The 14,495-nt window shown below is 32.6% G+C and carries 11 protein-coding genes; 5 read left to right on the top strand and 6 right to left on the bottom strand.

Annotated elements, in window-relative coordinates:
* Window positions 1–93: 93 nt before the first annotated feature.
* Complete coding sequence (locus MW871_RS01880) at window positions 94–1,986, bottom strand: outer membrane protein assembly factor BamB family protein (RefSeq protein ID WP_188049429.1); 1,893 nt, start codon at window positions 1,984–1,986, stop codon at window positions 94–96.
* A gap of 270 nt (window positions 1,987–2,256) precedes the next feature.
* Between MW871_RS01880 and MW871_RS01875 the strand changes: the two genes are divergently transcribed.
* Window positions 2,257–3,390: a WG repeat-containing protein gene (locus MW871_RS01875; protein WP_248427363.1), complete on the top strand. Its 1,134-nt coding sequence runs from the start codon at window positions 2,257–2,259 to the stop codon at window positions 3,388–3,390.
* Window positions 3,391–3,393: 3 nt separating this feature from the next.
* Here MW871_RS01875 and recO read toward each other — a convergent pair whose 3' ends face one another.
* From recO to gdhA (MW871_RS01855), 4 genes are all read right to left on the bottom strand, one after another.
* Window positions 3,394–4,107 carry a DNA repair protein RecO gene (recO, locus tag MW871_RS01870; RefSeq protein WP_248427362.1) on the bottom strand — a complete coding sequence of 238 codons (714 nt, stop codon included), beginning with the start codon at window positions 4,105–4,107 and terminating at the stop codon, window positions 3,394–3,396.
* Window positions 4,108–4,156: 49 nt separating this feature from the next.
* Window positions 4,157–6,445 (bottom strand): type IX secretion system anionic LPS delivery protein PorZ, encoded by a 2,289-nt coding sequence (gene porZ, locus MW871_RS01865; RefSeq protein WP_248427361.1) that lies wholly within the window; start codon window positions 6,443–6,445, stop codon window positions 4,157–4,159.
* 126 nt (window positions 6,446–6,571) lie between these two features.
* Window positions 6,572–7,915, bottom strand: a complete 1,344-nt coding sequence (gene gdhA / locus MW871_RS01860; protein ID WP_248427360.1) for an NADP-specific glutamate dehydrogenase — start codon at window positions 7,913–7,915, stop codon at window positions 6,572–6,574.
* Between the two features lie 396 nt (window positions 7,916–8,311).
* Window positions 8,312–9,655: an NADP-specific glutamate dehydrogenase gene (gene gdhA, locus MW871_RS01855; RefSeq protein WP_188049423.1), complete on the bottom strand. Its 1,344-nt coding sequence runs from the start codon at window positions 9,653–9,655 to the stop codon at window positions 8,312–8,314.
* 277 nt (window positions 9,656–9,932) lie between these two features.
* Between gdhA (MW871_RS01855) and MW871_RS01850 the strand changes: the two genes are divergently transcribed.
* Entirely contained in the window at window positions 9,933–10,733 is an 801-nt protein-coding gene (locus tag MW871_RS01850; protein ID WP_210645394.1) for a THC0290_0291 family protein, read from the top strand.
* Window positions 10,734–10,809: 76 nt separating this feature from the next.
* Here MW871_RS01850 and MW871_RS01845 read toward each other — a convergent pair whose 3' ends face one another.
* Window positions 10,810–11,964: a cystathionine gamma-synthase gene (locus MW871_RS01845; RefSeq protein WP_345799444.1), complete on the bottom strand. Its 1,155-nt coding sequence runs from the start codon at window positions 11,962–11,964 to the stop codon at window positions 10,810–10,812.
* Window positions 11,965–12,055: 91 nt separating this feature from the next.
* Here MW871_RS01845 and MW871_RS01840 point away from each other — a divergent pair, with 91 nt between their 5' ends.
* The 3 genes from MW871_RS01840 (at window position 12,056) to MW871_RS01830 (ending at window position 14,319) form a co-directional block, all read left to right on the top strand.
* Window positions 12,056–12,799 carry a DUF3298 and DUF4163 domain-containing protein gene (locus tag MW871_RS01840; RefSeq protein ID WP_248427358.1) on the top strand — a complete coding sequence of 248 codons (744 nt, stop codon included), beginning with the start codon at window positions 12,056–12,058 and terminating at the stop codon, window positions 12,797–12,799.
* Window positions 12,800–13,073: 274 nt separating this feature from the next.
* Window positions 13,074–13,430 (top strand): arsenate reductase family protein, encoded by a 357-nt coding sequence (locus MW871_RS01835; RefSeq protein WP_188049419.1) that lies wholly within the window; start codon window positions 13,074–13,076, stop codon window positions 13,428–13,430.
* Complete coding sequence (locus tag MW871_RS01830) at window positions 13,423–14,319, top strand: DMT family transporter (RefSeq protein ID WP_248427357.1); 897 nt, start codon at window positions 13,423–13,425, stop codon at window positions 14,317–14,319. Before MW871_RS01835 ends, MW871_RS01830 begins: the two co-directional genes overlap by 8 nt.
* The last annotated feature ends 176 nt before the right edge of the window (window positions 14,320–14,495 follow it).

Below are 14,495 nucleotides of genomic sequence, written 5' to 3'. Positions count from 1 at the left end.
AAGTCCAACGAAAAATAAAAGCAATATTATTTTCTTCATGGCAAAAAAAAAGCCATCAAAATAAATCTTGATGGCTTGGTTGGTTTTGGTTAATTATTTTTTGTTAAAAATCTGAATAGAGTTATCTAACACATAAAAAATATTTTGTGTCGCAGGATCTATTTCATAGATTGGTTTGTTGTTTTTAAATATAATTTTATCAACCTCAACACCATCTGCTTTTCTAACTTTTACTAAGACTTTCTCTCCTGTTTCTGCTTTAGCAAAAATATATGAAAAGTCTCTGTTTTGTTTCATCGCATTAAAACGAGAATTAAATTTCGCTGCTACAATTCCCATTGCTGCAGATGCTACAGCTTGATTTTTAGATTTTTTCAATAATTTTTCATCAGCATCTTTGTGAATATTACCCACAATATTGCCTTTTTCATCTCTAACTATCAAATCAATTTCTTGTCCTACTAAACCATTTATTGCAGAGGCCGCTCCCATTGCTAAGCTTCCCGCTCCAGAAACACCTTTTAACAATCTTCTTCCTGTTTCTCCTGGTTGTTTATATACATTATGGTATTTAATACTTCCGTCTAAGGCTACGCCCATAACTTCCACAGGACCAGATATAGCCACTCCCCAAGGATAGTTTTCGATACTATTTAGATCTTTCTCGTTTTTCACATTCACCTTTGCAAACGGCTCAGGTTTATCACTGATACTTGGATCAAATTTGTAAAGTTTCTCATCATTATACACTAAGTACGTATTGGTTGCCTCATCATAAGTAGGTAATACTGGTCTTTTCTCGTTGAATTTAATATTACGTTTCCATAATTTAACTCCCGTTTTGTAATCAACTAAATTACCATACGTTCCCGTTAAGTACATCACTTTATCACCTACTCTGCCTAAATAATAAATAGGATCTTCTTTATCATCAGCAATTTCGATGAATTTTTTCCAGATCTTTTGACCATCTTTATCGATAAGCATCATTTCATTTTCAGCAACATATAGAAAGTCTTGCTCTATAGGAATCACTTTTTTCAATCCGTCACCTCTAGCATCTTTTTTCCAGATTTTCTCTCCTGATTTTAAATCATAAAAGTTAAAACCACCATAATGAGCAATTAATAACTTTGTTCCCCAGTCTTCTAAATAAATTACCTTTTTGGTTTTGATAGATTCCTTCCAGATACTTTTACCATTGTCTGTGCTCAATACATTTAAGTACTCTTTTGAAGACAATAATCCTTTACTATTTACAACAACAATATTTTTGTCGTTTTGAGTTAGGAAAAATTTAGAATAATCCTCTTCTGCTTTCCAGTTCAGTTTACCAGTTTCTCTTTCGAAAGAATATAATTTACCATAAAGCAAATAATATATAACGGAACCGTTTACGCGAGCAATATTAGTATTAGCTGATTCTTTCAAAGAAAAACTAAACAAAGATTTTGCTTTATCAACAACCGTATTCCATTTTAAATTACCCGTTTTCATGTCAATTAAAGCAATTGCCATGTCGCCACCACTTTTTAGCGTAAGCAAATATTCGTCCGTTTCTGGAAGAAAATCAGATTGGGTTACCCAAAAGGATTCTTTAGAAGAGTTGTAAACAACTTTTCCAGTATCTGTGTTTATGATTATAAATTTTGAATTGATATAAGCCTCCACATAAGGACTTCCAGCAATACTTGTTAAATCACTTTTATCTTTAAATATTTTACCAAAATCTGGATCTGATAAAATATCTGCTGCTGAAGTTTTTCCAAAATCTTCGCTAGTTAAAGTCCAGATAATTTTCTTAGTCTCTGGATTAATACCTTTGATGGTATTTCCTTCTTTAAACACAATCACTCCAGTAATCTCATTTTGAACTAAATCTTGAATATTTGATTCTGTTGTAATTTTTTCATCAAAACTCCGTTGAGAATATCCAGAAAAACTTAGCGACAAAGCCATCAAAATTGAAAGGGTAATTTTTTTCATCAATATTTATTAAATTATTTATAATTAAGAATTCTTATTGTTTTGCTTTTAATAAATTCCATAAAAAACAAAAATTTGCTTTTATAAAAGGCCAAATATATGTAAAATTTAGATTTTGTTAAGAAAAAATTTCTTGCAAAAAAAACATTGATTATTGTTTTATAAATTTCCAAATGAGAAATTATAGTATTCTATTTGCTATTTTTAAAGTAATTTGTCCTTTAAGTCCATTTAATTTTGATTAATTTTAATTCTTTAAAAAACACTGTGTTGGAAAAAAAATTTAGAATTTTAATTTTAAGTGCATCACTCTTTGTCCTTCATTCGTGTGGCACGTATCGCGTCAATAAGACATCTGAATTTGTCAAAATAGCTGATTTACAAAGCTTAAACGGAAATTACATTGCTAGATCAAAAGTTACAAAAAGCAACAAAAACCTTAGTTCTCTTTTACAAAATTTTAATATTAATGATGAAAAAGCAGACTTTGTTAATCTAACTTTTAAAGAACCAGATACCGTAAAATTAACTTATTTAGCAGACAGCAAATCGGGCACATTGGAGCGCGAATTAATACTAAAAGGAGTGCGAAAAAGTAAATTTTTAGAAATTTATTTCTCCAAACAGCAATCCTTCATTCCTTTAATTTATAGCACAATAAACGTGCGGAGAATAAGAATTGGCCAGGACAAAAATGGGGAATTACTAATTATGGATTTTTTTGACAATAGCGGGAATTTTTTAGTTTTTGGAGCCGGTAGCAGTTCCGAAAGAGCTTGTCATTATAGCAAGTCCGATAAATATATGGGTTTACTTCCTACGTTCATCAATGGGAAATGGGGTTTTAGCAACAGCAAAAAAGAATTGGTTATTGCTCCCAAATATGATTTTGTCTATGCCTTTAATAATAATACCGCAAAAGTAAAACGCAATGGTAAATGGGGAATTATAGATCCAGACGGAACTGAAATTATCCCACTAGAGTTTGATGTCATTACAGCAGATTATCTTTATAACAAACAACCCATTTATCTTGTAGAAAAAAATAATAAAAAAGGGATAATAGACCTACTTGGCAAAGAAATAGTTCCCACTCTTTATGACGAAATTGACAGACTTTATTATCCTGAATTCAGACTAAAACTTGGCGATAAATACGGTTTTGGTACTAATGAGAAAGTCATTATTCCCGCCATTTATTCTGAAGTTGATTGGTTTGGAACTAGCGATTATGTAGTTGCCAAAAGAAAGGGCAATATTTATTTAGTAGATAAAGAAGGATTTGAATATGTAACAGAACTTTATCAATTGAAAGAGGTTTTATTTAAAAATCAAACGCATGAATATAAACCCATTTTAAGTTCTAAAAGAAAAATAAATTTCGATGAGCAGTTCTCTAATTGATTGTCAAGAAAAAATTTCCTTTAACACATCGAGTGATTTTGGTTTTTTAAAACCACTGAGGTGAAAGCTATAATAATCAATTAATATGCGTAAAATGATTTGCCTTTCAATAACATGAAACGTTTTTTGATTGTTATCGAACTTTAAATCAATTAATTTTTTAAAAAGATTTGTTTCGTGCTCTGTCAACGAATTGATAGCATGAAAAGGAGTGAAAATTCCTTCGGTCATTTCAAAAAACGGCATATCAACATCAGAAATGTCAGGATAAAAACCCAAATACTTTGTAGTTTCCAGCATTAAAATCAGATGAAAATTGGCAATTTCGTCATGATTGTCTAACCATTCTAATGCCGTTTCTAAAAAAGTAAATAAGTGTTCGTTTTCCTCTTCCTCATGAATGGAATGATGCAATATTTCGGAAATAAACATTACAATGGTACTTTTATAAATATCAGAATGGATGGAATGAAAAGGAGAAGCAATTTTAATCTCTTTAAAATTTTCTAGAGTTCCTTTGTTTTTATGAACGGCTTCAATTTCTAAAATTGTCAACGGCTGAAAATAAGCAATTTTTTGATTTGATTTGCGCGATGAGAATGCATCACGAACAAAATAGGACTTTAATCCATGCGAAAGCGTAAAGCATTTCACAATCAAGCTTTTCTCCTGAAACTTTAATGATGAAAGAACAATTGCTTTAGTTTTAATGTGCATTTTTTGAAATTTAAATAGGGAAAATAATATAGACAATCATTTATAATAGCTATCTAATAATCATTACTTTTTTGACTTTTGTCTCGGCTCCATCCTGTGCTGAAATAAAAATCATATATACTCCCGTGGCGACTTTATATTTACCAAAAGCCGTTGTATCCCATTCTATTGTCCCACCTTGAGCAGTAGTTTCATAGACTAGATTTCCGCCAATATCAGTAATTTTTACATTTGCTTTGTCCAACAAACCAGCTATTTTAACGGTTCCTGTATATTCTGGTCTTACAGGATTAGGATATACATAGGCATTACTTAAATCATCATTTGCAGCAGTAGCTGTCCCTTTAAAAGAAATTAACCCTTTGGCAGTGGCTATAAAAACCTCACCGGTAACACTATTTATTGTTATGGCATTTATAGTATTGCTAGGCAACGGAGAATTATTTATTGTAAAATGATATTTAGTTTCTTGACCATTTGGCGAAACTAGAAATACACCAGAATCTGCAGTGCCAATCCATTTATTATTAGCGCCATCTACAGCAATACTAGTGACAAACTGCTCGTAGAGCAATTCTTGGGCAAGGCCGTCCTCTAGAATAATTATTGGCTTAGCAGTCATTTGCCCCTCTGTCTGAAAGCTTCCTACATTAGGCAAAACTCGCAATCCCTTCATTGTACCTATCCAAAGTTGGTTTTTATTATCTACAGCTATGGTTCGGACATTTACAGCGGGTAAGTTGCCCGTATCCGATCCCATTGTTATTTTTTTAAATTTGTTATTACTTTCATTAAAAGCAACTACTCCATCTAAGCTGGTTGCTAGCCATTTTGTTCCATTTTTATCTATGACAATCGCACCAAAATTATTATCAATAGCTGAATCCAAAATACCATCCATAGCATAACTTTGCCATTGTCCGTTGGTTTTTAAAACCTTCAATCCATTTATAATTCGGCTTGTGGTCACCCATAAATTCCCTGATTTGTCAAATGCAGTTCCATTAACACGAATATCAATGTAATTGGCTCCTGCAAAGGTTAAGGATTCTAAACCACTATTGGTTTGATTATATAAAATTGTAGGTTCATCGTTTTCAATTTTCAATAATCCAGAAAAAAAGGAACTCGCATAAACTTGATTTTCATTGTTTGGATTTATGGTGACACTGCTTATTGATTTTGCATTAAAAACTTTTTGATAAGGTATGTTAAGCCAACCTTTTTCAGAAAACTTACTCAAACCATAATTGTCCAATGGATAGGGATTATAATCAACCGAATAATCTCCATATACTGTCCAAAGGGATTTTGATGTTGCTTGAAATGAAAAAATATTATTTCTAGAAGGTCCAGATGGCGTGCTGTTTTCGAAGGCTGCTACTGTCGAAAGTGGGGTTGTCAACATCCCTTCTTCTTTCGTTCCTATAAAAACGGTATCGCCTATGATGGTTGCGCAAGTAAAAGTTACAGTACTTTGCAAAACTTGATTGCTCTTTATTTGACGAATCAAAACCATCTCATTATTATAAACATAAACATTGTTTAACGTGGTTACTATAAAATAACCTGAGGTAAATCTAGTATCTAATGCGGGTTGTGGGAGCTGAGTAATAGCTATGAAATTATTTGAAACTAAATTAAATTTATGAATATTTCCAACGTTATTAATCGCATATAAATCGGAACCAAAAGCAATTACTTTTATCCATATTCCGGTAATTATAGTTGTCCATTGATTAAAATCAATTAAATTTTGATTTTCGATAGCAGCACTTCTTATGCCATTATCTGTCGCTGCATAAATAAAACCATTATAGATCGCTGTTTGGTTTACCTTTGTTTCTAGGCCATTAGCACCCATAAAATAAGTGTCCCCAAATTGCTGGGTGTTCAAATTAAATTGTACAATTCCAAAATCACATGAAATGTAGAGGAAACCTTCATATTCTAAAAAGTGATTTATTTTTTTTATTTCTGACGGAAGTTGCTTGGTTATAATATCTACGAATTTCTTCACTGTTCCATCGTTTTCATTAACGAGTATTAGTAATCCATCTTTATAACCGACTATCGTTTTATTGTATTTTACACTATGGTAAAGTGCCGAAATAGTTTGTCCTGAAAGTCCATCAATAGTATTGGTTGTTTTAAGCAAATTGGTCGTACTATTTTTTGAAAACAATGCATTTTCTGAAGCAGCAAAAACTGTTGTTGCAGATTCTGAAATTCCTTTTATTTCATTATAAGAAAAATAACCCTGCCAGACTGGTTTATTTTGGGCAAAAGAGATTTGCATTAAAAGCAGCATCAAAAAATAGAAACTATTATTTTTCATTATTTGCATAAATATTGGTTTACAAATATAGAACAAACAGAAGTCTTAGCATTTTGTTAGCGCAAAAAAAAGCCTTCGATCTAATGCTCATTAATCGAAAGCTTTTTTTCTCTAAAAACATTGATTTTAAACTACTCCCTGTGCTAACATCGCGTCTGCTACTTTTACAAATCCTGCAATATTTGCTCCTTTAACATAATCTACATGGCCATTTTCGTCTGTACCGTATTTAACACAAGACTGATGAATATCCGTCATAATTTCTCTTAGTCTTTCCTCTACTTTTTCAAAAGACCACTTTAGTCGTAATGAATTCTGAGACATCTCTAGACCTGAGGTCGCCACACCACCTGCATTAGATGCTTTTCCAGGTGCATAAAGTATCTTGGCTTGCTGAAAAACTGACATAGCCGCTGCTGTAGAAGGCATATTAGCGCCTTCGGCAACACAGATGCATCCATTGGCTACTAAAATTCTTGCGTCTGTATCGTCTAGCTCATTTTGGGTTGCACACGGTAATGCAATATCGCATTTTACATCCCAAGGACGAGCTCCTAATACATACTCTGCTTTTGGAAACTTAGCAACATAATCTTTAAGAGTTCCTTTGAGTTCGTTTTTTAATTCCATAACGTAAGCTAATTTCTCCGCGTCAAAACCATCTTGATCATAAACATAACCCAATGAATCGGAAAGCGCTACAACTTTACCGCCTAATTCGGTTACTTTTTCTGTAGCATATTGCGCTACGTTTCCAGATCCTGAAATAACGACAATTTTACCTTTAAAATCATGCCCTTTTGTAGCTAGCATACTTTGTGCAAAATATACTGTTCCGTAGCCCGTGGCTTGTGGTCTAATTAGAGAACCGCCAAAAGACATTCCTTTTCCGGTTAGAACTCCAGTAAATTCATTTTTTATTTTTTTATATTGTCCAAACATATATCCTACTTCTCTTGCTCCTACACCAATATCTCCCGCGGGAACATCTGTATCTGGACCAATATGTCGGCATAGCTCATTCATAAAGCTTTGACAAAAGCGCATCACTTCGATATCTGATTTCCCTTTAGGATCAAAATTAGCTCCACCTTTTCCTCCGCCCATAGGCAAAGTCGTTAAACTATTTTTAAAGGTTTGCTCGAAGGCTAAAAATTTTAGAATACTCAAATTTACAGAAGGATGAAAACGAATGCCTCCTTTATAAGGTCCAATTGCAGAATTCATCTGAACGCGATAACCTCTATTTACTTGTGTTCGTCCATTATCATCAATCCAAGGCACCCGAAAAATTACAATTCTTTCTGCCTCAACCATCCGCTCCAAAAGCATTTTATTTTGGTATTTCTTATTCTTTTCAATAAAAGGAATTACAGCTTCAGCAACTTCCAAAACCGCTTGCATAAATTCGAGTTCATTTGGATTATTTTTAGCAACTTCTTCAATAAAAACGGAGATACTTTGTGACATGGCATTTAAATTATAAGCATTGTTAGCACTAGTTTATAAGATTTACAAAGATAGCCCTGAATACAAATATCGATACCATTATCTAGATTTAGCAAAAGAATTCCCCATTCCATAATTAAGACCAATACTATTTATTTTAAAGCAAAATCGATTGCTGTTTATTATGAAATTCGTAATAAAATAAAAAATGCAATCCTTTAAAAACAAAAAAATAGATAAAATTAAGCTTAGAATCACTCCATAGCAGTCAATTTTGGTCTATTAATTGGTTGTGCTTTGTTTTTTATAAAAAAACTTATTCTTTTTTGTAAAAGTAAAACAGGAATAAAATTCAAAAAAAAAACCTCCTGTCAAGATAATGACAAGAGGCTTTTTTAAGCTATTTTAAAATTGATATTACACCACTCCTTGTGCAAGCATTGCGTCGGCCACTTTTACAAAGCCTGCAATATTAGCTCCTTTCACATAGTTTACATAACCATCTTCATCGGTACCGTATTTTTTACACTGGTTGTGAATACCCGTCATAATCTCTTTTAATCTTGAATCTACTTCTTCACTTGTCCAGTTTAGACGAATAGAGTTTTGAGTCATCTCTAATCCAGAAGCTGCTACACCACCTGCATTTGCTGCTTTTCCAGGAGCAAATAAAACTTTGGCAGCTAAAAATTCTTTAATAGCGCCTAATGTACTTGGCATATTTGCAGCCTCAGTAACACAAATAACTCCATTAGCGATCAATTTTTTAGCATCTTCTTCGTGCAATTCGTTTTGAGTAGCACAAGGAATAGCAACATCTACTTTTACTTCCCATACACTTCTTCCTTTATGGAAAGTTGCATTTGGAAATTTCTCTAAGTACGATTCTACTCTATTATCTCCTCTTGCTCTCATTTCAAGCATAAAGTCTATTTTGTCTCCTGAGATTCCTTCTTCATCATAAATGTAACCGTCTGGCCCAGAAATTGTAACTAATTTTCCACCAAGATCGTTTACTTTTAAAGCAACTCCCCAAGCTACGTTACCAAAACCAGAAATAGCTACTCTTTTGCCTTTGATTGTATGACCAATAGTTTGTAACATTTGTTCAGTAAAATAAACAACTCCGTAACCTGTTGCTTCTGGACGAATTAAAGAACCTCCGTAAGCTAAACCTTTACCAGTTAAAACTCCAGTAAACTCATTTCTAATTCTTTTGTATTGACCAAATAAATAACCAATTTCTCTAGCACCAACACCAATATCTCCTGCAGGAACATCTAATTGTGGACCTATGTGTCTGCATAATTCAGTCATAAATGATTGACAAAAACGCATTACTTCAGCATCCGATTTTCCTTGTGGATCAAAATCAGAACCTCCTTTTCCTCCACCCATTGGTAAAGTAGTTAAGCTGTTTTTAAACACTTGCTCAAAAGCTAAAAATTTAAGTACTGATAAATTTACAGTATGGTGAAAACGAATTCCCCCTTTGTAAGGTCCAATGGCAGAGTTCATTTGAATTCTAAAACCTCTATTTACCTGAATTTCTCCCATATCATCTACCCAAGGAACACGGAAAATAATAGATCGTTCCGGTTCTGACATTCTTAATAGAAGATTTTTACCATCATATTTTTGCTTAGTTGCAATAAATGGAATAACGGTTTCTGCAAACTCTCTTACCGCTTGGATGAATTCTGGTTCATTAGGATTTTTAGCTTCAACTTGAGCCATAAAATCATTAATTTTTAGTGACATAGACTAATATATTTAAATTGTAAAAACGATTTCGTAATTAATCACAAATATACATTTTATAAAATATTCATACTTATTTTTTTTAATATATCAATAGAATAATCTTTATATGAGGATTTCATAATAAGTTCTGCATTTGAGAAACACTTTCAAACGTGCATAACAGCATTTTTTATACTCTTGAAAGAATCAAGCTTACACCTATTATTTTTTAATAATTCTGCATTATGACTGCGGTTTTTATATATTTGTAAGGATTTGAAAATTTTACAGTCTAATGATCAAACAATTAATACTCATATTATTTATTTTTATTGGATTTTCTAATAATTCAAATGCTCAGTTCGACGGTCACTCTCACGAAATAGGAGTTGTTGTAGGGCCGGTCGCTTTTCAATCTGATTATGGGGAAAGACATGACTTGTCTACTAATTCTGGCAACACAGGTTTTGGTGTTGGAATTATTCATTATTTAAATTTTACGTATAATTCTGAATATAATTACACTCCTAAAACGTATTTTAATCAGCATTTTAAATTAAGATCGGAATTATCATTTAATAAAACCAACTTAAAACATTACGGCGAATATGTTTCTCCTGACAAAACTTCTCTTGGAGCAAAGCAACTAAGAGCGATGGAAGGAAGTTCAAGCATCATGAATATAGGAACACAACTGGAACTTTTTCCTTTAAGCATTCGCGATTTTACAGCTACAATTGGTAGTTTTGCACCTTATGCAAGTCTAGGAGGTCAGTTTAGTTATTACAATGCTAAAGCCACCTCGTCATTGGGCGCTTTGGGTAATTCAGCAACTACCTTTCCTAAGTATTTAACCCCTTCTGATGGTCGTGCTCATGGATATTCTAATGAAAGCAAAACTGTTTTCTCAGTGGTTAGTAGTTTAGGAACCCGTTATAAACTAGATGATTCCTCCGATTTATTACTGGATCTCCGCTTTCAGTATTTCTTTTCTAACTGGGTTGATGGTTTAAATCCTAATCCAGAAATTTATAAAGAAAACAAAGCCAATGATTGGTTAGTGTGGCTGAATGTTGGTTACATCTATTACTTATAAACTAAATAGTATTTTATAAAAAAAGCTCCAATTCTATAAATTCAGAATTGGAGCTTTTTTTATAGAAACACCGTTTTTATGCTAATGCTTGTTTTAAATCTTCGATTAAATCGTCTGCATCTTCAATACCTACACTCAATCGAACTAAATCGTCTGTAATTCCAATTTCTTTTCGTTTGTCTTCTGGAATTGAAGCATGTGTCATTAATGCAGGATGATTCGCTAATGATTCTACTCCTCCTAAAGATTCTGCTAAAGTGAATACTTTTACTTTTTCAAGAAAGTCAATCGCATCTTCTTTTTTACCAGAAACAAAAGTAAAGGAAACCATTCCTCCAAAACCACTCATTTGCTTTTTAGCAATTTCATGATACGGATGACTTGGCAATCCTGGATAATATACGGTCTTAACTTTTGGATGATTATTTAAGAACTCAACTACTTTGCCTCCATTTTCACAATGTCTTTGTACACGCAAATGCAAGGTTTTAATTCCTCTTAAAACCAAAAAACTATCCATTGGCCCTAAAGTAGCGCCCGTTGCAAATTGTTGAAAATGTAGTTGTTCGCCCAGTGCTTCGTCCTTTACAATCAAAGCTCCAGCAATAACATCAGAATGTCCTCCTAAATATTTTGTAGCCGAATGCATTACAATATCTGCTCCAAGGTCTAATGGTTTTTGCAAATAAGGAGTTGCAAATGTATTATCGACTGCAAAAAGTATTTTTTTCTCTTTTGTAATTTTAGCAATTTCTTGAATATCTGCTAATTTCATCAACGGATTAGTTGGAGTTTCTACCCAAACCAATTTGGTGTTTTCATTAATTAAGGATTTGAATTTCTCTAAGTCATTCATATCGACAAAATGAAATTTTATTCCTGAATCTTTATAAATACGTGTAAACATTCTATAGGTTCCGCCGTATAAATCATCCATCGCTATAATCTCATCGCCAGATTTAAAAGAACGCAAAACACAATCAGTAGCTGCTAATCCAGAGGAGAAAGCCAATCCTCGTGTTCCATTTTCTATACTTGCCAAGGCGTTTTCTAAAGCACTTCTAGTAGGATTTGCTGCTCTACTGTATTCATAATCTGGGTTTAAAGGTTGACCAGGACTCGTTTGTACAAATGTTGACGTTTGATATACAGGAGGCATTACAGCTCCTGTGCTTGGATCGTGGTGTTGTCCACCGTGAATAACCTTAGTATTGAATTTCATAAGTTGAATTTTAAAGGAAAATTGTTTTGCAAATTTACCCTTTAATTTTATCTAACCAAGAAACAAGTAAGTACCTTTGTTTTTAATTAACATTTTTGACATGAAATACTTTATAATTTACTCCCTACTTCTTTTTTCTGTAGCACAATGTTCTAATGAATTGGTTTTTAAAGACGAATCCTTTCAGAAAAAAACTACTCTGCCTTGCACAGGAGATTGTCCTGCAATAAGTGTGAAAATCCCAGTTGCGGATGGCGTGCCTGTTGTGGCAGATAGCATCAATAAAAAAGTGTTTTCAGTATTAAAGGAAATTGTTTATTTTGGTGAAAAACCCTATACTTCAAAAGATTATAACGGATTGCTAACTTCATTTATCAATTCTTATGAAAAACTTCAGAAAGAATATCCAAATGATAAATTTGGTTGGGAAGCAGACATCAAAGGAAGTGTAAAATACCAATCTGAAAATATATTGAATATAGAAATCAACCATTACACCTACACTGGTGGCGCACATGGTTACCAAGGATTACGTTCCTTACTTTTTGATATAAATACTGGAAAATCAATTTCAAACGATCAATTATTTACTAATAGTGAGGCTTTTAAAGCTTTTGCTGAAAAAAAATTTAGAGCCAAATATAAAATCCCTGCAAACAAACCAATTAATGCAACGGGTTTAATGTTTGAAAAAGAAAAATTTCAGTTACCACAAAATATTTTCTTTACTGATAAAGGATTGCTCTTGTATTACAATTCTTATGAAGTCGCGTCTTATGCGGACGGAACAAAGGAAATACTGTTGTCTTATAAAGAAGTAAATGATTATTTAGCAATTAAATAACTTGGTGACAGAAACGCAGTAGCCCTGATAGAAATGAAAATCCTCTTGTTGATAAGTCTATTTTTTTCTGGTAGAAAAGAGCGACCCTTGGAAGCTCCTTTTATGACATAGAAAAAAAAGGGTTAGCAACATGAGATTGTAATGTAAAGCAGGAATAGCTTCTGAACAAAAAAGAAATACACCTGTTTTACTATTTGTTTTGCATCTTTTTTTATAAAATCAATAATTTTCAGTGTCAAATTATTTTTCTTTGCACTAAGAAAACAACCTTATTATGGACAAAATATACTATCTCGCTTCCTGCGATACTTGCCGAAAAATTATAAAATCATTACCCAAAAATCATGAGTTTAAGTTTCATGATATCAAACAAGATCCAATTACGGTAGAGGAATTAGAACATATGCGTGAACTCTCCGGAAGTTACGAAGCTCTTTTTAGCAAAAAAGCACAATTGTACAAATCGATGGATTTGAAAAATAAATCATTGACTGAGGAGGATTTTAAAAAATATATTTTGGAACATTATACTTTTTTGAGTCGTCCCGTTTTTATTATCAATAACAAAATTTATATTGGTAATACCCAACAAAATATGCATCAAGTAATGCTGGCTTTAGGAAATGTCTAAAAGAAATCTCGCTCTTATAGGAGCCACAATTGTCTCGATCATTTATGGTGTTACCTTTACAATTGCTAAGGATGTAATGCCCTTGTATATTGATGCTTATGGTTTTATATTACTCCGTGTAGGCGGATCAGTGCTTCTTTTTTGGTTGGTTTGGTTATTTATGCCAAAAGAAAAAATAATGCGTTCTGATTTTCCAAGAATTATTGCCGCCGCATTTTTTGGAGTAGCCTTTAATATGCTTACTTTTTTCAAAGGTTTGAGTTTAACCTCACCTATTTCGGCAGCAGTTATAATGGTTTCTACACCTATGATTGTGTTAGCTCTTTCGGCAATCATCATAAAAGAGCGAATGAAAATCCGTATGATATTGGGTATTCTTTTGGGTTTAGTAGGAACTGGATTTTTGATTCTGTACGGAAAATCAATTGGTAATGCAGCCAATGCAGGCTTAGGAAATTTTCTAGTTTTAGTCAATGCTATTTCCTATGGTTTTTACTTAATTATAGTCAAGAAATTAATGAATAAATACAATGCCTTTACGTTTGTAAAATGGATATATTTATTTGGTTTTATAATGGTTTTGCCTTTTGGATGGAGGGAATTCGAAGTAGTAAATTGGTCTGCCATTCCGGATGCAATTGTTTGGAAAATAGCATTTGTGGTCGTGATATCTACATTCTTAACCTATTTATTAAATTTGTTATCAATGAAAGAATTAAAACCAACAACCGTAGCTGTTTTTATATATTTGCAACCTTTTTTTGCGACCGTTTTTGCAATTGGTCTAGGAAAAGACGAACTGAGTTTGGTTAAAATCATCTCGGCTATTTTAATATTTATAGGAGTTTATTTGGTATCCTCTCCACAAAACCCAAAGAAAGAAATCTAATCAAAATTAGAAAAACATAACTTATTTTTGAGTAATTATCTTGATTGAGCATTCTCTTAACAACAGTTTAAAGTGCTTATTCCCCTTTATTTTTAGATTATAATCAATCAAATCTTCAATTTTTACTTTGCGGGTTTGAGGTCTTATTTTTTACTATCTTTGCCCTCTTTTAGAAA

It is taken from the genome of Flavobacterium pygoscelis (assembly GCF_023162025.1).
Lineage (GTDB): Bacteria > Bacteroidota > Bacteroidia > Flavobacteriales > Flavobacteriaceae > Flavobacterium > Flavobacterium pygoscelis.
Note: the sequence above shows the minus strand (reverse complement) of the source record. Positions and strands in the feature narration are given on the sequence as shown.

What these genes read in the sequence shown, in the direction of transcription:
- MW871_RS01880 (WP_188049429.1), bottom strand. Translation starts at nt 1,986, where the DNA reads ATGAAAAAAATTACCCTTTCAATTTTGATGGCTTTGTCGCTAAGTTTT.
- recO (WP_248427362.1), bottom strand. Translation starts at nt 4,107, where the DNA reads ATGCACATTAAAACTAAAGCAATTGTTCTTTCATCATTAAAGTTTCAG.
- porZ (WP_248427361.1), bottom strand. Translation starts at nt 6,445, where the DNA reads ATGAAAAATAATAGTTTCTATTTTTTGATGCTGCTTTTAATGCAAATC.
- gdhA (WP_248427360.1), bottom strand. Translation starts at nt 7,915, where the DNA reads ATGTCACAAAGTATCTCCGTTTTTATTGAAGAAGTTGCTAAAAATAAT.
- gdhA (WP_188049423.1), bottom strand. Translation starts at nt 9,655, where the DNA reads ATGTCACTAAAAATTAATGATTTTATGGCTCAAGTTGAAGCTAAAAAT.
- MW871_RS01850 (WP_210645394.1), top strand. Translation starts at nt 9,933, where the DNA reads ATGATCAAACAATTAATACTCATATTATTTATTTTTATTGGATTTTCT.
- MW871_RS01840 (WP_248427358.1), top strand. Translation starts at nt 12,056, where the DNA reads ATGAAATACTTTATAATTTACTCCCTACTTCTTTTTTCTGTAGCACAA.
- MW871_RS01835 (WP_188049419.1), top strand. Translation starts at nt 13,074, where the DNA reads ATGGACAAAATATACTATCTCGCTTCCTGCGATACTTGCCGAAAAATT.
- MW871_RS01830 (WP_248427357.1), top strand. Translation starts at nt 13,423, where the DNA reads ATGTCTAAAAGAAATCTCGCTCTTATAGGAGCCACAATTGTCTCGATC.